An 18,656-nucleotide genomic window follows, 5' to 3' on the forward strand; every position below is an offset into this window, starting at 1 on the left:
CGCGTCACCGCGCGTCGCGCGCGGCGCACGGGAGCCCGCCCGAACCCGAAGGACCCCGAATGACCACCGACTCCACCACTGCCGCCGCCGGCTCGACGACCACCTCGACCGAGCCGGGGACCGACCGGGCTGCGGACCGGGCTGCGGCCCGGCGGAACCCGCTCGGCGTGCACGCGCTCGTCTTCGTCGGCGACACCTCGCCCGCGAGCGTCGAGTCCGCCGTGCGGCGCACCGCCGAGGCGGGCTTCGACCTGCTCGAGTTCTCGCTCCACGACTCGATCAACCTCGACCGCGCGGCCACCCGTGCGCTGCTGCAGGAGCACGGCCTCTCGGCGGCGTGCTCACGCGGGCTCGCACCCGACGCCGACGTCTCGAGCGACGACCCGGCCGTCGTGGCGCGGGGACAGGAGCTGCTGCGCCAGTCGCTGGCGCTGACGGCCGACATCGGCGCGACGGTGCTGACGGGTGCCCTCTACAGCGCGTTCGGCAAGGCCGCCGCCCCGCTGACACGGACCGGCCGCGACCACGTGGTCGGCGTGCTCTCCGAGCTGGCCCAGGAGGCGGCACCGCTCGGCGTCACGCTCGGCCTCGAGGTCTGCAACCGCTACGAGACCAACGTCGTCAACACGGCTCGCGACGCGGTGCGGCTCGCCGACGACATCGGCGCCGACAACGTCATGGTGCACCTCGACACGTACCACATGAACATCGAGGAGGACGACTTCGTGCAGCCCGTGCTCGACACCGGCGACCGCCTCGGCTACGTGCACATCGGCGAGAACCACCGTGGCTACCTCGGCTCCGGCCACCTCGACTTCGCCTCGTTCTTCGGGGCGCTGCAGCGGATCGACTACCGCGGCGCCGTGACGTTCGAGTCCTTCTCGTCGGCCGTGCTGGCCCCGGGCCTGTCGAACGACCTCGCGATCTGGCGCAACCTCTGGGACGACGGCGACGACCTCGCCCGCAGCGCCCGGGAGTTCCTCGACGCGGGCCTGAGCTCGTCGGCATGACGACGGCTCCCGGCATCGACGAGCTGGCTTCGGCGGCCGTCGCCCTCGTCGGCGACCGCCGCCGGGTCGTGCTCGGCATCGCCGGCGCCCCGGGCGCCGGCAAGACGACGCTCGCCGAGGCGCTCGTCGCGGCCGTCGGCGCCCGCGCGGGTGCCGGGTGGGTGGCGCACGTGCCCATGGACGGCTTCCACCTGGCAGATGCGCAGCTCGACCGTCTCGGGTCGCGTTCGCGCAAGGGTGCGCCCGACACGTTCGACGCCGACGGCTACGCCCACCTGCTCCGTCGCGTGGGCACCGAGCCCGACACCTGGATCTACGCGCCGGGCTTCGACCGCACCCTCGAGCAGCCCCTCGCGGCAGCGATGGTCGTGCCGCCGAGCGCCCGGCTCGTCGTGACCGAGGGCAACTACCTGCTGCTGCCCGAGGACCGGTGGCGCCGGGCCCGCGCAGAGCTCACCGAGGTCTGGTTCGTGGCCGGCGACGACGACGTGCGCCGCGCCCGGCTCGTCGAGCGGCACGTCACGTTCGGCAAGGCGCCCGACGCCGCGGCGGCCTGGGTGGAGCAGACCGACGAGGTCAACGCCGCGCTCGTGGACGCGGCGCGGGACGGCGCCGACCGGGTCGTCCTCAACGCCGCGACGGGGTGGGCGCTCGTCGGTCCGTGACCGTCCGTGGACGCCCTTGCGGTGGTGCGGGGTCCGCGTCGGGTCAGCGGGCGCGACGCTTCAGCCGCTCGACGTCCTGGAGCAGCACGGCGCGGGCCTCGAGCCGCAGCCAGCCGCGCGTCGCGAAGTCGGCGAGGGCCTTGTTGACCGTCTCGCGGGAGGCGCCGACGAGCTGGGCGAGCTCCTCCTGGGTGAGGTCGTGCGAGACCATGATGCCGCCCTCCACCGGGCGACCGAAGCGCTCGGAGAGGTCGAGCAGCGCCTTGGCCACCCGGCCGGGAACGTCGGTGAAGACGAGGTCGGCGAGGTGCGCGTTGGTGCGGCGCAGACGCTGGGCGAGGGCCGACAGGAGTGCCTTGGACACCTCGGGGCGGCCGGAGAGCAGGCCGGTGAGGGAGTCGTTGCCGAGGCCGAGCAGCTGGGTCTCGGCCACCGCGGTCGCCGTCATGGTGCGGGGGCCGGGGTCGAAGAGGCTGAGCTCGCCGAACATCTCGCCCGGGCCGAGGATCGCCACGAGGTTCTCGCGGCCGTCGGGGCTCGTGCGCCCGAGCTTGATCTTGCCCTCCGCGATGACGTAGAGCGTGTCTCCCCGGTCGCCCTCGTGGAACAGCACGTCGCCGCGCTCCATGTGCGAGCGGCTCATCTCCGACTGCAGCGCGGCGGCTGCCTCGTCATCGAGAGCCTTGAACAGGGGCGCGCGCCTCACCACGTCGAGATCCACGGGGTCAGTGTGCCACGTCGGCCGACCGACGACTCGGGGCGACAGGGAATCCGCGGCGCACCCGGGTCGTCGGGCGTACCCGGGTGCGCCCGACGTCAGCCGTCGATGCGGTAGTCGATCGGCTTGCACACGCCGTTGTTCGACTTCTCCGCCGAGCAGGCCGTCAGGCCGACGACGAGGTCGGCCTCGGCGCGCAGCACGAAGCGGTCACCGGCCCGCGACGTCGGCGGGTCGATGTGCAGCTCGCCGTTCCGCTCCGCCCACACGTTCATGAAGATGTTGAGCGTCGTCGAGATGCGGTCGGGATCGACGCCGAAACCGGCCAGGTTCGTCGCGAGGTTCTCGAAGCAGCTGGGGTGGTAGGCCCCCTCGAGCTCGGGGTAGAGCAGGTCGAAGGTCTGCTGCGAGCACGGGGTGAGCAGCAGGTCGTGGTGGCCGCAGGTGTCCTCCACGACGGTCGCCATGGGGTTGCTCCGGTTGCTGTAGAGCACCCGGCCCGTCGTCACCGACGTCGAGTTCGCGTAGTCGATGGTGCGGCCGGAGCTCAGCCACTCGTCGCGGTCGGCCTCCATGACGGCGAAGAAGTCGCTCACCTGCTCACCGGTCGGGTCGACGACGGTGAGCAGCTGCCCCGCGCGGAGCACGAAGGCCGTGCCGGTCTGGGGGTCGAGCCGGGTGAGGTCCATGCCGTCACGGTAGCCGCCGGCCGGTTGCAGCACGGGGCCGCCCGGGCCGAAGAGGCGGCTGGTGGAGCCGGTTCCGGTGTCCTGCGAGATCGTCATGCGTCGCCCCCTGGCTGGTCGGTCGTGCTCTCGGTCGTGCTGTCGGTCGTGCTGTCGGTCGTGCGCTCGCCGGTCGGTTGCCGCACCTCGAGCGGAGGCGTCCAGTCGGCGTCGTGCCGCCGGCCGGAGTACTGCATGGCCTCGGTGCTGTCGCCGTGGTCGGCCACCATCGGGTTGACGAAGCCCTGCAGCTCCGTGTCGCGCCGTCGGATGGTCGTGCGCATGCCGTCGAAGCGCCCCTCCTCGCGCAACCGCTCGAACTGCGCGTGCGGGTTGAAGACGAGCGTCGGCAGCGGTGCCCGGCGCGCCACCCGTGAGGCGGCGGGGTGCAGGCCGACGATGAAGTACGCGGTGCCGCCGGCGCTGAACGCGAAGTGGGGGTCGTCGGGCTCGGAGCCGACCCCGTCGGCCCAGGCGCCCCCGTCGGCGTCGTGGATGCGCTGCAGCAGGTCGAACAGAGCGGCCTCGAACGCGGCCTCGTCGACGGCCACCGGACCGCGGAAGGTGGCGAGGAAGGAGTGGAAGCCGTCCTGTCCGTCGATCGAGCGGGCGAAGGCCGCCAGTCGGGCGAGCAGCTGCTCCGGCACGGCGGGGTCGGTCATGTCGTCGAGCACGGCGTGCTCGACCGTGCCCCGGCGGAAGACGGACTTCGCGCCGAGGCAGGGGAACTCGACGTGGGCGACCATGGCCTCGAGGGCGTCCACCACCTCGTCCTCGGGCGCGTGCGCGAGGTCGGTGGCCGCGAGGTCCGCGAGCGTCGTCTCGAGTCCGTCGGTGCCGTCAGTGCCGGTCGTCCCGCCGTGGGTCGTGGCGGTGGCCGCAGGTGCGGCGTCCGTCTCGTGGTGAGCGGGGCGTGGTGTGGTGCGGGTCTGTGTCGTCATGTCGGACTCCTCCTGTGCAGGAGCCCCGTACCCAACGCGGGTGCCGGTGACCCGCAACCCTCGACACGAGGGCCGGCAGCGAGTGACAGCGACGCGGCATACAGTGTCGTCCGTGTCTCCCCGAGCCATCGTGACCGCCGACGAGTCGCCCGTCGCCCGCGTGCGCCGGGCGCGGCGCATGTACCGGATGCTGCACGAGCGCTACCCGTATGCGCACTGCGAGCTCGACTTCAGCTCGCCCCTCGAGCTGCTCGTCGCCACCATCCTGTCGGCCCAGACCACCGACGTGGGCGTCAACAAGGTGACGCCGATCGTCTTCGCGAAGTACCCGACGGCGGCCGACTACGCGAACGCCGACCGCGCCGAGCTCGAGTCCATCGTCCAGCCGACGGGCTTCTACCGCGCCAAGACCGACTCGCTCATCAAGCTCGGCATCGCGCTCGTCGAGCGGTTCGACGGTGAGGTGCCGCCACGCCTCAAGGACCTCGTGACCCTCCCGGGCGTGGGGCGCAAGACGGCGAACGTCGTGCTCGGCAACGCCTTCGGGGTGCCGGGCATCACCGTCGACACCCACTTCGGGCGGCTCGCGCGCCGCTTCGGCTGGACCGAGGAGGAGGACCCGGTCAAGGTCGAGCACGCCGTCGGCGCGCTCTTCCCGCGGAAGGACTGGACGATGCTCAGCCACGTCCTCATCTTCCACGGCCGACGCACCTGCCACGCGAAGAAGCCGGCGTGCGGGGCGTGCCCGGTCGCGCGGTTGTGCCCGAGCTACGGCGCCGGCGAGACCGACCCGGACAAGGCGGCGAAGCTGCTGAAGTACGAGCTGGCCCCGACGTGACGCGCGTGGTCAGCGGCATCGCGCACGCGGGCCGGTCGGGTTCGATCGACCCGTCGACGCAGCCCGGTTCGGCCCCGGTGCCGCGCCCGGCGTGGCTCGGCGAGCTCACCGAGCGACTCGAGACCGTGACGCCGCAGTGGTTCTCGCGTTTCCTGCCCCCCGACGAGGGCGGCCGTGAGTCCGCCGTCCTCATCCTCTTCGGGCCGGCGCCGGCGGGCGCGCAGGAGGACGAGGGAGAGCACGTCGTGCTCATCGAGCGGTCGCACACGATGCGCACTCAGCCCGCGCAGATCGCCTTCCCCGGCGGCGCGCGCGACCCGGAGGACGCCGACCTCGTCGCCACCGCCCTGCGCGAGGCGGAGGAGGAGACCGGGCTCGACCCGACCGGGGTCGACGTCGTGGCGCAGCTGCCCTCGCTCTTCCTGCCGCCGTCGCGCTTCGTCGTGGCCCCGGTGCTCGGCTGGTGGGCCCGTCCGTCGGCGCTCGCCGTCCGCGACCCCGCGGAGGTGCACGACGTGCTCTCGGTGCCGGTGTCGCACCTCGTGCAGCCGTCGACCCGCTTCTCGGTCACCCACCCGTCCGGCTACGTCGGCCCCGGCTTCGACCTCGACGACCTGTTCCTCTGGGGCTTCACCGCGGGCCTGCTGAGCAGCGTGCTCGAGCTCGGCGGGCTGAGCCGCCCGTGGGACGCCGACGTGCACCGGCCCGTGCCCGAGCACCACCTGGGCGGCCGGGCATGAGCGGCAGCGTCCTGCTCGACCTCGCCCTCGTCCTGCTCCTGCTCGCCTACGGCTTCTCGGGCTACCGGCAGGGGCTGATCCGCAGCGCCTTCTCGCTGGCCGGCTTCTTCCTCTTCGCCATGATCGCGATCTGGCAGCTCCCTGAGGTGCTGAGCCGGTGGCCGGCCGTGGCCGACAACGACCGCACCCGCGTCCTCGCCCTCGTCCTCGGCGTCGTGGCGCTCGGGTGGCTGGGGCAGTTCCTCGGCGGCATCGTCGGGGGCCAGATCCGTCGGCGCGTCGGGGCGACCTCGCTGCGGCGCGCGGACTCGGTCCTCGGGGGCGTCGTCGTGATGCTCGCGGCGAGCCTCATCGTCTGGTTCATCGGCGGGGCGCTGCGCACGGCCGGCAACGCCTCCCTGTCCAGGGCCATGGCCGAGTCGCGCGTGCTGCGGGTGGTCGACGCCATCGTGCCCGAGCAGACCGGGCAGGTCTTCTCCAGCTTCCGCGGCTTCCTCTCGAGCCAGGGCTTCCCGCAGGTGTTCGGGGGGTTGTCGCCCGAGCCGATCACCCCGGTGCAGGACCCCGACCCGGCGGTCGCCCGCTCGCAGGCGGTCCGCGCGGCGGGCACCTCGGTCGTCAAGGTCACGACGCAGTCGCTGTCGTGCCAGCGTGGTCAGGAGGGCACCGGGTGGGTGCTCTCGGCCGGCCGCATCGTCACCAACGCCCACGTCGTGGCGGGCTCCGACGAGGTGCGCGTCGAGGGTGGCGGCCGCGTGGTGCGGGCCGAGGTCGTCGTCTTCGACCCGGAGCGCGACCTCGCCGTGCTCAGCGTGTCGGGACTCGACCTGCCCGCCCTGCCACTCGGCGGGGACGTCAACCGCGGCGACTCCGCGGTGGTGGCGGGCTACCCGCTCGACGGTCCCTACCGCGTCGGGTCGGCACGCGTGCGTGCCCAGCTCGAGGCCCGGGGCCTCGACATCTACGGGCGCGAGCGCGTCGTGCGCCAGATCTACTCGCTCGCCGCCACGGTGCGCCCGGGCAACTCCGGTGGGCCGCTGCTCGACCCGTCCGGTCACGTCGTCGGGGTCATCTTCGCGAAGTCCCTCGAGGACGACGCGACCGGCTACGCCCTGACGCTCGCCGAGGCCAAGCCGGTATTCGACGAGGCCGCCGCCGCCGGGGCCGCGGTGAGCACCGGCGCCTGCGTGGCGGGCTGACCGGGCCCGGACACCAACCCGGACCCACTCGGCCGTCGGAGGCGGGTCGGCGTGCCGGATGATCGGGGCATGCGCATCGACAGCCCCGGACTGACCACCGACATCGAGCTGCTGCGCCTGCAGGGCTCGGTCGTCACCGAGCACGACGACCACCTCGTCGTGCGCACCGACGCCAACCCGACGTTCTGGTGGGGCAACTTCGTGCTCGTGCAGGACGCGCCGCGCCCCGAGACCGTCGCGCACTGGGTGGCCCGCTTCGAGGCGGAGTTCCCGCACGCGGAGCACCGGGCGGTCGCCTTCGGCGCGGAGGGCGGGGACGCCGGCGGCTGGAGCGAACGGGGGTGGGAGGTCGAGACCGACGTCGACCTCGTCAGCGACGCCGTGCCGGCTCCTGCCCCCGCGGCCGAGGGCATCGCCGTCCGCGCCCTCGAGCTCGACGACGACTGGGAGCAGTCGGCCCACGTCGGCGCCCACGACACCGCGCCCGCCGGTCGGGCAGGACGCCTCGTCTTCGAACGCCGCCGGGTCACCGCCCAGCGCGCCCTCGTCGACTCCGGGCGGGCCCGGTGGTTCGGGGCCTTCGACGGCGACCGCCTCGTCGCGCGGCTCGGGATCGTGCGGCTCGGCGACCTCGCTCGCTACCAGGAGGTCGTCACGCTCGAGAGCCATCGGCGTCGGGGCCTGGCCGGTGCGCTCGTGCGCGCCGCGGGCGAGTGGGCCTTTCAGGACGGGGCCGTCCGGCGCCTCGTCATCGTCGCGGAGGACGGCGGGCCGGCGATCGGCCTGTACCGTCGGGCGGGCTTCTCCGAGGTCTCGCGCCACGTCGGGGTCTCGCGCCCGCCCGCGGGCTGAGCGGGCGGGCACCCGGGTCACGGTCGAGGGTCGGCCACTCGACGCATACGGAACCGCGAGGAGTGGCCTCTCGACGGTGGGGCACCCGCAAGAGGTGGCCTCTCGACGGTGGGGTGGGCGGCCCGGTGGGGTCAGCCGGCCTTGACGGCGAGGACGGGGCACGCGGCGTCGAGGAGCAGGCGCTGCGCGGTCGAGCCGAGCAGCAGCTTGCCGACGGCGCTCCGGTGCCGGATGCCGATGACGAGCATCCGCGGCGACTCGGCGTCGATGATCGACAGGATCGCGTCCGCGGGGTCGGTGCCGTGCTCGATCCGCCGCACCTCGTGCTCCACGCCGGACTCGGCGAGCTCGGTGTCGAGGCGGGTGAGGTCGCGCCCGTCGGCCCGGTTGGCGTCGACGAGCTTGTCGTCCCGGGACATGTTGACCACGAGCACGCGGTCGCCGTGCGCCCGGGCCTGCTCGGTGGCGGCGGCCAGCGCGGCCTCGCCCTGAGGGGTGGGGATGTAGCCGACGAGGATCGTCATGCCGTGGCCTCCTGGGTGAGCCTGGACGGGGTGCCGGAGCCGTCGCCACCGGAGCCGCCGCCACGCACGCGCCGGACGAGCCGGGCGATGAGCGGCCAGAGGATCGCGATGACGATGATGCCGTAGCAGACCCACGCGACCGGTCCGCCGAGCAGCCCGCTGACGTCGCCCTGCGAGAGCTGGAGCGAGCGGCGCAGGTGCAGCTCGGCGATGGGGGCGAGGATGACGCCGATGATGAGCGGGAGCACCGGGAACCCGAAACGGCGGATCGCGAAGCCGACGAGCCCGATGCCGAGGAGCAGGAAGAGGTCGAAGGCCTGGCCGTTGACCGCCCACGCACCCATCGTCGCGAAGAAGAGGATGCCGGCGTAGAGGTAGGGCCGCGGGATCTGCAGCAGCTTGGCCCACAGCGGCGCCATCGGCAGGTTGAGCACGAGCAGGAGGGTGTTGCCGATGAAGAGGCTGGCGACGAGCGTCCAGACGAGCACCGGCTGCTTCTCGATGAGGAGCGGTCCCGGCTCGAGGCCGCGGCCCTGCAGGAAGGTGAGGATGATGGCGGCCGTGGCGTTGGTCGGCAGGCCGATGGCGAGCAGCGGCACCAGGGTGCCGGCGGCCGAGGCGTTGTTGGCCGCCTCGGGCCCGGCGACGCCCTCGATGGCGCCGTGGCCGAACTCCTCGGGGTGCTTGGTCAGCTTGCGCTCGGCGACGTAGGACAGGAACGTCGGCACCTCGGCGCCGCCGGCCGGGATGGCCCCGAACGGGAAGCCGAGCGCCGTGCCGCGCAGCCACGGCTTCCACGAGCGCTTCCAGTCCTGGCGGCCCATCCAGGGCTGCCCGACGGGGATGACGCTGCCGGCCGTGCGGCGCAGGTGCGCCGCGACCCAGAGCGCCTCGCCCACGGCGAAGAGCCCGACCGCGACGACGACGATGTCGATGCCGTCGGCGAGCTGGGGGATGCCGAAGGTCATCCGCTGCTGGCCGGTCACCTTGTCGATGCCGATGATGCCGATCGAGAGCCCGACGAGCAGGGCGGCGAACCCGCGCAGCCGCGAGGACCCGAGCACCATGCTGGCGCCGACGAAGGCCAGCATGATGATGGCGAAGTACTCCGGCGAGCCGAGGTCGATGGCGAAGGAGACGACCTGCGGCATGACGAGCACGAGCAGGGCGGTGGCGATCGTGCCGGCCACGAAGGAGCCGATCGCGGCCGTGGCGAGCGCCTGGGCGGCGCGCCCCGCCTTGGCCATCTTGTTGCCCTCGAGCGCCGTGACGACGGAGGAGGACTCGCCCGGGGTGTTGAGCAGGATCGAGGTGGTGGACCCGCCGTACATGCCGCCGTAGAAGATGCCGGCGAACATGATGAGCGCCTGGGTCGTGTCGAGCGTGAAGGTGATCGGCAGGAGCAGGGCCACGGTCATGGCCGGGCCGATGCCGGGCAGCACGCCCACCGCGGTGCCCACGACGACGCCGATGAAGGCGAAGAGCAGGTTCAGCGGCGTCATGACCTGGCCGAACCCCTCGAGGAGGTGGTTGAGGTTGTCCATCACAGAATCCCTTGGAGGATGCCCGCGGGCAGGTTGACCCCGAGCCCGATGGCGAACGCGTAGAAGGTGGCCAGCGAGATGCCGAGCGCGACGAGCACCCCGCGCACGTGGTGGCGGTTGCCGAGGGCGAAGGCGCAGCCTGCGTAGAGGATCGTCCCAGCGATGACCCAGCCGAGGGTCTCCATCAGGGCGGCGCACACGCCGAAGACGAGCACGAGCAGGCCGACGGTCTTCCAGTCGGCCTTCGCGCCGAGGTCGACGTCCTCACCCTCGTCGGCCGCGCCGACCCCGCCGCGACGGATGTCGAACGCGTAGAGGACGGAGACGACGAGCAGCAGGATGCCGAGCGTGGTGGGGACCACGCGGGGGCCGAGCGAGTCGTTGGTGCTCGCGACCGGGTTCAGCTGGGCCGCGTTGACGAGCAGGACGACGCCGAGGGCGGCGAGGGCCGCGCACATGCCGTACTGTGCGCGGTCCCCGCCCGGCGTCGGGGTGTCCTGCTTCCGGAGGTCCGGCGCGTCGGGGGCGACGCTCGTGTGGTCGGAAGTCAGGTCGGCCATGTCAGCTCGTCAGCCCGAGGCCCTTGAGGATGTCGGCGACGTCCTGGTCCTGCGCCTTGAGGAAGGTGCCGAACTCGTCACCCGTCTCGAAGGCGTCGGTCCAGCCGCGCTTGGACAGCTCGCTCTTCCAGGCCTCGGAGTCGTGCATCTTGGTCAGCGCGTCGACCCAGACCTGGCGGTCCGCGGCGGAGATCTCCGGCGGGGCGACGACACCGCGCCAGTTCGTGAAGGTGAAGTCGATGCCGGACTCCTTGACGGTCGGCACGTCGGGCAGGGCGTCGATGCGCTTGTCGCTCGTGACGGCCAGCACGCGGACCGAGCCGGACTTGACCTGCTCGAGGAACTCGCCGAAACCGCTGGCGCCGAAGGCGATCTTGTTGCCGAGGACGGCCGGGAGCAGCTCGCCGCCGCCGTCGTAGGAGATGTAGGAGACCTTCGTGGGGTCGATGCCGGCAGCCTTGGCCAGCTGCATCGGCAGGAGGTGGTCGGGACCGCCCGGGCTCGAGCCGCCGCCGACGTTGATCTTCGACGGGTCCTTCTTCCACGCGGCGACGAGGCTCTGGAGGTCCTGGTAGGGCGAGTCCTTGGAGACGACGATGGCGCCGGCCTCCTCGATGAGCTTGGCGATCGGCGTCGTGTCGGCGAGCGTCGCCTGCGACTTCTGCGTGTACGCCGCGCCGACGACACCGAGCCCCATCTGCATGGCGAGCTTGCCGTTGCCCTTCTCGTTGACGACGCGCTGCAGGCCGACGGTGCCGCCGGCACCGGGCAGGTTGAAGACCTGGATCGAGCTGGCGATCTTCTGGTTCTCCATCACCTGCGCCACGGTGCGTGCCGTGGTGTCGTAGCCACCGCCGGGGCTGTTGGGGACCATGATCTGCAGTCCCGAGGCGGGACCGGCTGCGGCGCCGGTCGAGGAGGAGTCCTTCTTGGCGGTCGCGCCGCAGGCCGAGAGGGCCAGCGCCGTGACGCCGACGGTGATGCCGAGCAGGACGGACCTGCGGGCGGGGGTGCGAGTGCTCATCGTTGAGGTCTCTTTCGCGTTCTGGGGCTGGAACGGCATGATCGTGCCCGCGTCGCCTGACCGGTGTCGCCCTTGTGTCACCAATGAAGGTTGAGTTCGTTGTGGTCAAGCAGAGCACGGGTCGGTCGTTCGGCCGGCTGAGCCTCACGGGGCAGCTGTTCGCCGTCCAGATGCTCATCCTGCTGGGCGTGCTCGTCGCCGTCGGCCTCGTGTCGCTCGCGCAGTCGGACGCCACCTTCACCCGCACCGAGGGCCGCCGCCTCTCCGCCATCGCGGAGCAGCTGGCCAGCACGCCGATCGTGCGCACCGAGATGGCACCGGCTGGCGTCGTCAACGTGCTGCCGGGCCTGACCCAGACGATCGTCACGCAGTACAACGTCACGTCGATGAGCGTCGCCGACGCCGACGAGGTCGTACGCGTGTCGTCCGACCCCACGCTGGAGCGCGCTCCGATGCCGGTCGGGTCGCCGGCCGTCTCGAACGGCGCGAGCTGGACGGGCGTCATGGACCTCGGCGGCGAGCGGATGCTCGTGGCGCAGAGCCCCCTCCTGTCCGTGCCCGACCCGACGGTCAAGGAGCCGCAGCCACCGGTGGGGACCCAGCTGGGCACGGTCATGGTCGCCGTGCAGATGCCGTCGGCGCTCGACCGCCTGCAGGGCGGCTCCGCCTACCTGCCCACCTATCTCGGGATCGCGTTGGGGATCGGCGGACTCGGCTCGTGGTTGCTGTCGCGGCGGATCAGGCGACAGACCCTCGGCCTCGAGCCGGCCGAGATCACCGGTCTCGCCGAGAGCCGCGAGGCGATGCTCTTCGGCCTCGCCGAGGGAGTGGTGGCGCTCGACACCGGTGAGCGGATCACGTTGGTGAACAACGTCGCCCAGCGCCTGCTCGACCTCCCGGAGCACGCTGTCGGGATGCGGCTCGACGACCTCCCGATGGGCCCGCGGCTGCGCGACGTGCTCCGCGGCGTCACCGACGACGGCGGTCCTGCCGACGGCCCGTCCGCCGACGGCCCGTCCGCCGACGGCCCGTCCGCCGACGGCCCGTCCGCCGACGGCGGGTCCGACGACCCGGCCTTCGTGCCGCGCGACCAGGTCGTGCTGCGCCGCGGGCGGGTCCTCGTGATGAACCGGATGGAGGTCGCCAAGGACGGCCGACCCCTCGGGTCGGTGACCACCCTGCGTGACCGCACCGAGCTCGCGGACCTCGAGCGCCAGCTCGGCTCGTTCCGCAGCACGACCGAGCTGCTGCGGGCGCAGGCGCACGAGTTCGCCAACCAGCTGCACACGATCTCGGGGCTCATCCAGCTCGGCGAGTACGACGAGGTGGTGCACTACGTCGACTCGGTGAGCGAGCACCGAGCCCAGCTCGACCTCGCCGTGTCGCGCCGCATCCGCGACACGGCCGTGACGGCGCTCGTGATGGCGAAGTCGGCCCAGGCCATCGAGCGACGCGTCGAGCTGCGCGTGTCGGACGACACCTCGCTCGCCGGGATCGGCACCCGCGACTCCGCCGACGTGGCCGCGGTCGTCGGCAACCTCGTCGACAACGCCATCGATGCGGCGGCCTCCACGGAGGGCGGCGACAAGTGGGTCGAGCTGACGATCCGCCAGGATGCGGCCACGCTCGAGGTCAGCGTCGTCGACTCGGGCCCCGGCGTGGCCCCCGAGCTCGTCACCGAGGTGTTCACGCACGGGTTCACGACGAAGGCCGCGCAGGCGGGGGAGCGCGGGATCGGGCTGGCGCTCACGCGTCTCATCTGCCAACGTCGGGGCGGAGAGGTCGAGGTCGAGAACACCCCGACGGGAGCCAAGTTCGTCGCCCGCCTCACCGTCGAGGCGGCCGCACCGGAGGAGAGACGATGACGCGGGTGCTCGTCGTCGACGACGACTTCATGGTGGCGCGCATCCACCGCGGGTTCGTCGAGCGCGTCAGCGGCTTCGAGGTCGTGGGCTCGGCGCGCACGGGCGCGGAGGCCGTCGAGCTCGTCGCGGCCCTGAAACCCGACCTCGTGCTGCTCGACCTCTACCTCCCGGACGCCTTCGGGCTCGACGTCGTGACCCGGCTCCGGGCCGCCAGAGAGACGTGCGACGTGCTCGTCATCACGGCGGCCAAGGAGGCCGACGCGGTCCGCGCGGCGGTGCGCCAGGGCGTCGTGGGCTACCTCCTCAAGCCGTTCGCGTTCGGGGACCTCGAGCAGCGCCTCGAGACGTATGCCGCGGAGCGCGCGCGCGACCTCGGCGACGACCTCACCCAGCAGGAGATCGACGCCGCCTTCGCCACCCAGCCCGTCTCACGCCCAGCGGGCGTGGCGCTGCCGAAGGGCCTGAGCGGCGAGACCGCGGACGCCGTCTGCGCGGCCCTGCGTGACTCGCCACAGACCCTGTCAGCCACCGAATGCGCTGAGGCCGTGGGGATCTCGCGCGTCAGTGCGCGCCGCTACCTGGAGCACTTCGTGACGTCCGGACTGGCGGACGTCACCCTTCGCTACGGCTCCACCGGCCGGCCGGAGCGGCGCTACCGCTGGCGCTGATGCCGGCGGCAGCGACCGCGGGAGCGACCGTGACGGCGGTTGGTCAGCCTCACTCCGCCGACCGGTAGGCCGGGGTGAGCTCGGTCCAGCGAGCCTGCCAGGCGGGGGCGGCCGCCTCGCTCGACCAGCCGTCGGGGTGGACCGGCTCGCCGAGGGCGAGGCTGCGGCCGAGGTCCTCGAGGTGCACCTGCCAGCCGGCGCCGTAGAAGGGCGCCTGGTCCGCGGGAAGGCCGCGCTCCTCGACGACGAGGCGTGTGCGGCTGCCCTCCGCGCTCAGCCAGGCCTCGATCTCGGTCTCCTCGTCGGTGCCGGGCGCGGAGGTGAGCAGCAGGTGGTTCGGGGCCTCGCAGGACTCGACGCGCAGGGCGCCCGACCACGTGCTCGTGAAGACGGCCTCGACCGTGCCACCCGGTCGCAGCTCTCCGGAGACGCGGGCGATCCAGCGGGACAAGCGATCCGGCGTCGTGCACGCCGTCCACAGGTCGTCGATGTCGGTGTCGTAGACGTCCTCGACGCGCACGGCTGCGCGGGTGGCGTCGAGGGGGCGGGTGCTTCCGGTGGCGGTCATCTCTGGGCCTTCTTTCCTCGGGAGATCTCGGTGTGCAGGGCGTCGAGCCGGTGCTGCCAGAGGGCGCGGTAGCCCTCCAGCCAGGTGTCCACCTCGGCGAGGGGCCCGGGTCGGAGGGTGTAGATCCGGCGCTGCGCGTCCTGCCGGACGTCGACGAGCCCGGCTTCGCGCAGCACCCGCAGGTGCCGGCTCACGCCGGGGCGTGCGATGGGCAGCGCGTCGGCGAGCTCGCCGGCCGTGGCCGGGTGGTCACGCAGGATCTCGAGCACCGTGCGTCGGCTCGGGTCGCTGAGGGCCTGCAGTACCGCGTCCATGAGCATGACCGTACCCAAATGGTTACGTAACCGCAAGGGTAATAACTGGACCTGTCCCACGGACGCCGTAGGGCCCCGTCCTCGTGGACGGGGCCCTGCGGGTGGTGCGGTGGGCCAGGCGCCCGTCAGCGCACGGTGACGCGACGCAGCGCGCTGCTCGAGCCGACGGCCGAGCGCGACCCGCGGTGGACCCACATGTAGTCGACCGTGGCCGTGGGCTGGTGCACGTAGGACACGACACCCTTCGAGGTCGACGTGCGTGTCGTCACGAGGTGCCACGTCGACTGGCCGACCTTGCGCCAGTAGAGCTGCACGGCCGCGCCGGCCAGCGGGCCGCTCGGGTCGCGCCGGCTCACCGTGCTGCTCAGGGTCACCGACGAGCCGCGCCGGATCGAGGTGCGTGAGGACGCGATGGTCTCCGACGTGCCGACGAGCCGACCCGAGGCCGAGGGGCTCCAGTGGCCCGTCCGGTCCCGGGCCCAGATCTTGAAGCTGTACGTCGTGCCCTGCGCGAGGGGCATCGTCACGCTGGCGGACGTGCCGGAGTAGACGGCCGTGCCCGCGGTGACGCTCGCGGGAGCCACCGTTCCCCTGGCCATCCGCACGACGTAGCGCTCGAGGTCGTTCGCGGCCGGGGACCGCCACGTGAGCCGGGCGGCGCGCAGCGCGCCGGTCGCCGTGAAGGACCCCACGGCCGGAGGCGCGAGGTCGACGGTGCGGAAGGTCGACGTGTAGGCCGCCAGCGTCGTCCCGGTGGAGGTGGCCCTGACCCCCGCGACGCTGAGGCGGAAGGCCGCGTTGTCGAAGAGCTTCGAGCGGGGTCGCACGGTCGCGGTGCGACGACCGGAGTCGTAGGTCACCGTGGCCGGGACGGTCGCCCCGCTGCGGTTGTCGAGCACGCGGACCGTCGAGGCCCTCACCGTCGAGGCGAGGACCTCGTCGGCGAAGGTGACCGTCGGGGTCGTCGTGACCGGGAGACCGCTGCCGAAGTCGGCCGGCCAGGTGCTGCGGACCGGGTGCTGGGCTCCCGCGGGCTTCGGGCCGCCGGCGTTCGTCAGCAGGTCGAGGCCGTCCCACGACGCCGCCACCACGTCGGCGCGGCCGTCGCCGGTGACGTCGCCGACCACCAGCCCCGAGAGGTCGTACTGCGAGGGCGAGTCGGCGAAGCTGCTGCTCGGCGGCAGGAGCGCGCCGTTCGCGCCCTGCTCGACGACGCTCACGGTCGACCAGCCACCGTGGCCCAGCACGAGGTCGGTGCGGCCGTCGCCGGTGACGTCGGCCGCCTCGAGGGGCTGGGGGATGTCGGGCACGGCCGTGCTGCCGGGCGAGGCGGGCAGGGCGCCGTCCGCCGTCTGCCGCCACACGAGCAGGCGGGCCGAGGGCCCGTTCCCGCCGGTGACGGCGGCGAGGTCGAGCCGCCCGTTCCCGTCGAGGTCGGCGACGGCGACGCCGCGTGCGCCCCAGTCGCCCGGGACCGGCACGGCCCGGGACGCCCAGCCGTCGGCCGTGTGGCGCAGGACGAGCAGCGCGCCGCCACGGCTCACAGCGACGTCCGGTCGGCCGTCCCCGTCGAGGTCGCCGACCTGCAGCTGGTCGGCGCCGCCCGTCGCGTCGATGACGCTGCGCACCCAGGAGCCGTCCGGCTGCGCGAGCAGGACCGCGACCTCGCCCGCGGTGGAGGTCACGAGGTCGGCCCGGCCGTCACCGTCGAGGTCCGCGACCTCGACCGTGGTCGCGCCCGCGGTGTCGGCCACGACCTGCGGCCCGGCGAGCGCGTGCGTGGGAGTCTGGCCGAAGACCTGGACGCCGAGGTCGGTCGCCACCACCACGTCGCGCAGGCCGTCGCCGTCGACGTCGGCGACCTCGAGGTCGCGCACCAGGGAGGCGCCCGTCGTCGCGAGGGCCACCGACGCACCGAGGCCACCGGCCGGCTTCTGGCGCAGCACGTGCAGCTGCGCGGGCCCGCCGGGGGCGGTGCCGGTCAGGCCGGCGACCACGTCACCCCGGCCGTCACCGTCCACGTCGCCGAGGGCGAGCGGCCCGTAGGCGGTGCCCGACGCGAGGCGGCCGGCGGGGTTGAGCACGCCGGCCGCTCCCGGCCGGATCTCGAGGCCGTAGCTGCGGTCGGTGCCCACCCGGGAGCCGTTGAAGCTGCGGACCGTCACGTAGTGCCGGCCGGCGGCGAGGCGCACCGTCGTGGTCTCGGGCTCGCCCTCCGCCTTCTGGTCGACCTCGGCGACGAGTCGCAGGCGCTCGTCGTAGACCGCGAGCACGGGGTCGACGTTCTGCGGCGCGTTCTCGTCGAACGGGGGCGGCGTCACCGTGAAGGTCGTCTCCCGCTGGCCGGAGGAGTCGAAGCGCCACCAGTCGACGTCGCCCTCGGCGCCGATCGTGCTGTAGCTGGTGCCCTGCGACTCGCGCGCGATCGCCCGGGACGGCACGTCGTTCGGCTCGTCGGGGGCTGCTGCCGGCAGGCCGAAGTCGGGGGCTGAGGAGCCACCCAGGGCCCGGGTCGCGTCGACGACCCCCGCGCCGTAGAAGGGGTCGGTGCCCCGGGGCCCGGCGTCGCGGGCCGTCGACCGCAGGCGTGCCGCGACCTGCGCCGGCGTCATCGACGGGCTCTTGCTGCGCATCAGCACCGCGATGCCCGAGACGATCGGGGCGGAGAAGGACGTGCCGGCGTTGAAGAAGTAGTCGCTGCCGAGCTGGGTCGAGAGGATGTCCCACCCGGGGGCGGCGACGTCGACCCACGAGCCGTGCGTGCTGAAGTCGGTGACCCGGCCGGCCGTGTCGGTCGCCGCCACCGCGATGGCCTCGGGGTAGGCGGCCGGGTACTCGGGCCGGTCGCCGCCGGAGTTGCCGGCCGCCGCGATGACGACCGCTCCCTTGCGCACGGCATACGTGACGGCGGCGTGCAGGGCCGGGCTGTCGTCCGGGCCGCTCAACGAGAGGTTGATGATGCGCGCGCCGTGGTCGGCCGCCCACGTCAGGCCCTGGATGACGTCGGAGTCGGTGCCCTTGCCCGTCTTGGCCAGCACCTTGACCGGCATGACCTTGGCGTTCCAGGCGACGCCCGCGATGCCGCTCCCGTCGTTCGTGCGGGCCGCGATGATGCCCGCGACCATGGAGCCGTGGCCCTTGTCGTCGCTCGCCGCACCCGCGGGGATGCCGACGTTCGTGATGGCGTTGAAGCCGGCGACCGTGCGGCCGACGAGGTCGGGGTGCTTGCCGTTGACGCCGGTGTCGAGCACGGCGACGACCTGCGAGAGCGAGCCCTTGGACAGGTCCCAGGCGGTCGGCAGGCGGACCGTCCTGAGGTACTCCTGCTCGCGCGTCCCCGCGTAGAAGTAGTCGTTCGGCGTGGCGCTCGCCTCGCGGACGTAGTCGAGGGTCACCTCGGCCACGGCGGGGTCGGCGCGCAGGCGGCTCGCGAGCTCGTCGGCGCGCCCGGTCGTCGTGACCCGCACGAAGCCGGTGCCGACGACGGCGTTCGCCTCGCGCGCGCCCCGGCTCTGCAGGGCGTGGTCGCGACGCGTGGCCGTGGCCGACTTCGCGAACCGCACGAGCACCGCGTGCGGGTCGTGCGCCGCCACGGCCGAGCCGGCGCCGGTGCCCGCGGGCGCGCCCGCGGCAGCACCCGCATACGGGCTGGCCGGCGTTGCCGGCACCCGGGTCGGGTGGGGCAGGTGTGCCGCACCGCGGGGCGACGCCGAGACGGTCGGCGTCGTGGGAGTGGGCGCGGCCGAGGCCGGCGAGAGGGTGGTCAAGGTCGTGACCGGCGCGACGAGCGCGAGCGTCACGACGGCGGCGAACGGCCGGCGTCGGTTCATCTGGGCCCCTGTGTGAAGTGGTGGTGCGAGCGCAGCATGGCAGAGCAGCCGAGCCCGTTTGCCCGGAATGC

18 protein-coding genes are annotated in these 18,656 nt (G+C 73.2%); 8 read left to right on the forward strand and 10 right to left on the reverse strand.

Annotation, left to right across the window (positions count from 1 at the left end):
* The first annotated feature begins 59 nt into the window (after positions 1-59).
* Positions 60-1,010 carry a sugar phosphate isomerase/epimerase family protein gene (locus ABD979_RS13970; protein ID WP_345508095.1) on the forward strand — a complete coding sequence of 317 codons (951 nt, stop codon included), beginning with the start codon at positions 60-62 and terminating at the stop codon, positions 1,008-1,010.
* Positions 1,007-1,675 carry a nucleoside/nucleotide kinase family protein gene (locus ABD979_RS13975; protein ID WP_345508096.1) on the forward strand — a complete coding sequence of 223 codons (669 nt, stop codon included), beginning with the start codon at positions 1,007-1,009 and terminating at the stop codon, positions 1,673-1,675. The genes ABD979_RS13970 and ABD979_RS13975 overlap by 4 nt, the downstream gene beginning before the upstream one ends.
* Before the next feature lie 43 nt (positions 1,676-1,718).
* On the opposite strand, the gene ABD979_RS13980 is transcribed toward ABD979_RS13975, so the two are convergent.
* From ABD979_RS13980 to gntA, 3 genes are all read right to left on the reverse strand, one after another.
* Positions 1,719-2,396, reverse strand: coding sequence for a Crp/Fnr family transcriptional regulator (locus ABD979_RS13980; RefSeq protein ID WP_345508097.1), 678 nt, complete (start codon positions 2,394-2,396; stop codon positions 1,719-1,721).
* Between the two features lie 95 nt (positions 2,397-2,491).
* Positions 2,492-3,178, reverse strand: coding sequence for a DUF1989 domain-containing protein (locus ABD979_RS13985; RefSeq protein ID WP_345508098.1), 687 nt, complete (start codon positions 3,176-3,178; stop codon positions 2,492-2,494).
* Positions 3,175-4,059 (reverse strand): guanitoxin biosynthesis heme-dependent pre-guanitoxin N-hydroxylase GntA, encoded by an 885-nt coding sequence (gene gntA, locus ABD979_RS13990; RefSeq protein ID WP_345508099.1) that lies wholly within the window; start codon positions 4,057-4,059, stop codon positions 3,175-3,177. The genes ABD979_RS13985 and gntA overlap by 4 nt, the downstream gene beginning before the upstream one ends.
* Before the next feature lie 178 nt (positions 4,060-4,237).
* Here gntA and nth point away from each other — a divergent pair, with 178 nt between their 5' ends.
* From nth to ABD979_RS14010, 4 genes are all read left to right on the forward strand, one after another.
* On the forward strand, positions 4,238-4,897 hold the full coding sequence (nth, locus tag ABD979_RS13995) for an endonuclease III (RefSeq protein ID WP_345508344.1): 660 nt from the start codon (positions 4,238-4,240) through the stop codon (positions 4,895-4,897).
* Positions 4,894-5,637 carry an NUDIX hydrolase gene (locus ABD979_RS14000; RefSeq protein ID WP_345508100.1) on the forward strand — a complete coding sequence of 248 codons (744 nt, stop codon included), beginning with the start codon at positions 4,894-4,896 and terminating at the stop codon, positions 5,635-5,637. The genes nth and ABD979_RS14000 overlap by 4 nt, the downstream gene beginning before the upstream one ends.
* On the forward strand, positions 5,634-6,836 hold the full coding sequence (locus ABD979_RS14005) for a MarP family serine protease (RefSeq protein WP_345508101.1): 1,203 nt from the start codon (positions 5,634-5,636) through the stop codon (positions 6,834-6,836). Before ABD979_RS14000 ends, ABD979_RS14005 begins: the two co-directional genes overlap by 4 nt.
* 69 nt (positions 6,837-6,905) lie before the next feature.
* Positions 6,906-7,688: a GNAT family N-acetyltransferase gene (locus ABD979_RS14010; RefSeq protein WP_345508102.1), complete on the forward strand. Its 783-nt coding sequence runs from the start codon at positions 6,906-6,908 to the stop codon at positions 7,686-7,688.
* Positions 7,689-7,819: 131 nt separating this feature from the next.
* On the opposite strand, the gene ABD979_RS14015 is transcribed toward ABD979_RS14010, so the two are convergent.
* The 4 genes from ABD979_RS14015 to ABD979_RS14030 are packed head-to-tail and all read right to left on the reverse strand — an operon-like array spanning position 7,820 to position 11,340.
* Positions 7,820-8,212 (reverse strand): universal stress protein, encoded by a 393-nt coding sequence (locus ABD979_RS14015; RefSeq protein WP_345508103.1) that lies wholly within the window; start codon positions 8,210-8,212, stop codon positions 7,820-7,822.
* The gene (locus tag ABD979_RS14020; protein WP_345508104.1) at positions 8,209-9,756 is read right to left on the reverse strand and encodes a tripartite tricarboxylate transporter permease; all 1,548 of its coding nucleotides are present in this window, start codon (positions 9,754-9,756) and stop codon (positions 8,209-8,211) included. The genes ABD979_RS14015 and ABD979_RS14020 overlap by 4 nt, the downstream gene beginning before the upstream one ends.
* Positions 9,756-10,316 carry a tripartite tricarboxylate transporter TctB family protein gene (locus tag ABD979_RS14025; RefSeq protein WP_345508105.1) on the reverse strand — a complete coding sequence of 187 codons (561 nt, stop codon included), beginning with the start codon at positions 10,314-10,316 and terminating at the stop codon, positions 9,756-9,758. Before ABD979_RS14025 ends, ABD979_RS14020 begins: the two co-directional genes overlap by 1 nt.
* Before the next feature lies 1 nt (position 10,317).
* Positions 10,318-11,340, reverse strand: coding sequence for a Bug family tripartite tricarboxylate transporter substrate binding protein (locus ABD979_RS14030; RefSeq protein WP_345508106.1), 1,023 nt, complete (start codon positions 11,338-11,340; stop codon positions 10,318-10,320).
* A 101-nt stretch (positions 11,341-11,441) separates the two neighbouring features.
* Between ABD979_RS14030 and ABD979_RS14035 the strand changes: the two genes are divergently transcribed.
* Both ABD979_RS14035 and ABD979_RS14040 read left to right on the forward strand, forming a co-directional pair.
* On the forward strand, positions 11,442-13,205 hold the full coding sequence (locus tag ABD979_RS14035) for a sensor histidine kinase (protein ID WP_345508107.1): 1,764 nt from the start codon (positions 11,442-11,444) through the stop codon (positions 13,203-13,205).
* A complete protein-coding gene (locus ABD979_RS14040; protein ID WP_345508108.1) occupies positions 13,202-13,873 on the forward strand; it encodes a response regulator in 672 nt (223 codons plus the stop codon). The genes ABD979_RS14035 and ABD979_RS14040 overlap by 4 nt, the downstream gene beginning before the upstream one ends.
* 49 nt (positions 13,874-13,922) lie before the next feature.
* Here ABD979_RS14040 and ABD979_RS14045 read toward each other — a convergent pair whose 3' ends face one another.
* The 3 genes from ABD979_RS14045 to ABD979_RS14055 all read right to left on the reverse strand — a co-directional run bounded on the left by ABD979_RS14045 (position 13,923) and on the right by ABD979_RS14055 (position 18,585).
* Positions 13,923-14,441 carry an SRPBCC domain-containing protein gene (locus ABD979_RS14045; RefSeq protein ID WP_345508109.1) on the reverse strand — a complete coding sequence of 173 codons (519 nt, stop codon included), beginning with the start codon at positions 14,439-14,441 and terminating at the stop codon, positions 13,923-13,925.
* Entirely contained in the window at positions 14,438-14,755 is a 318-nt protein-coding gene (locus ABD979_RS14050) for an ArsR/SmtB family transcription factor (RefSeq protein WP_345508110.1), read from the reverse strand. Before ABD979_RS14050 ends, ABD979_RS14045 begins: the two co-directional genes overlap by 4 nt.
* Before the next feature lie 125 nt (positions 14,756-14,880).
* On the reverse strand, positions 14,881-18,585 hold the full coding sequence (locus ABD979_RS14055; protein ID WP_345508111.1) for a S8 family serine peptidase: 3,705 nt from the start codon (positions 18,583-18,585) through the stop codon (positions 14,881-14,883).
* Between the last annotated feature and the right edge of the window lie 71 nt (positions 18,586-18,656).

Source organism: Terrabacter aeriphilus (assembly GCF_039542985.1).
Taxonomy (GTDB): domain Bacteria; phylum Actinomycetota; class Actinomycetes; order Actinomycetales; family Dermatophilaceae; genus Terrabacter; species Terrabacter aeriphilus.

Bases quoted from the DNA above. Each gene is read 5' to 3' on its own strand.
- ABD979_RS13970 (WP_345508095.1), top strand. From the start codon at position 60: ATGACCACCGACTCCACCACTGCCGCCGCCGGCTCGACGACCACCTCG.
- ABD979_RS13975 (WP_345508096.1), top strand. From the start codon at position 1,007: ATGACGACGGCTCCCGGCATCGACGAGCTGGCTTCGGCGGCCGTCGCC.
- ABD979_RS13985 (WP_345508098.1), bottom strand. From the start codon at position 3,178: ATGACGATCTCGCAGGACACCGGAACCGGCTCCACCAGCCGCCTCTTC.
- gntA (WP_345508099.1), bottom strand. From the start codon at position 4,059: ATGACGACACAGACCCGCACCACACCACGCCCCGCTCACCACGAGACG.
- nth (WP_345508344.1), top strand. From the start codon at position 4,238: ATGTACCGGATGCTGCACGAGCGCTACCCGTATGCGCACTGCGAGCTC.
- ABD979_RS14005 (WP_345508101.1), top strand. From the start codon at position 5,634: ATGAGCGGCAGCGTCCTGCTCGACCTCGCCCTCGTCCTGCTCCTGCTC.
- ABD979_RS14010 (WP_345508102.1), top strand. From the start codon at position 6,906: ATGCGCATCGACAGCCCCGGACTGACCACCGACATCGAGCTGCTGCGC.
- ABD979_RS14015 (WP_345508103.1), bottom strand. From the start codon at position 8,212: ATGACGATCCTCGTCGGCTACATCCCCACCCCTCAGGGCGAGGCCGCG.
- ABD979_RS14020 (WP_345508104.1), bottom strand. From the start codon at position 9,756: ATGGACAACCTCAACCACCTCCTCGAGGGGTTCGGCCAGGTCATGACG.
- ABD979_RS14025 (WP_345508105.1), bottom strand. From the start codon at position 10,316: ATGGCCGACCTGACTTCCGACCACACGAGCGTCGCCCCCGACGCGCCG.
- ABD979_RS14030 (WP_345508106.1), bottom strand. From the start codon at position 11,340: ATGAGCACTCGCACCCCCGCCCGCAGGTCCGTCCTGCTCGGCATCACC.
- ABD979_RS14040 (WP_345508108.1), top strand. From the start codon at position 13,202: ATGACGCGGGTGCTCGTCGTCGACGACGACTTCATGGTGGCGCGCATC.
- ABD979_RS14045 (WP_345508109.1), bottom strand. From the start codon at position 14,441: ATGACCGCCACCGGAAGCACCCGCCCCCTCGACGCCACCCGCGCAGCC.
- ABD979_RS14050 (WP_345508110.1), bottom strand. From the start codon at position 14,755: ATGGACGCGGTACTGCAGGCCCTCAGCGACCCGAGCCGACGCACGGTG.
- ABD979_RS14055 (WP_345508111.1), bottom strand. From the start codon at position 18,585: ATGAACCGACGCCGGCCGTTCGCCGCCGTCGTGACGCTCGCGCTCGTC.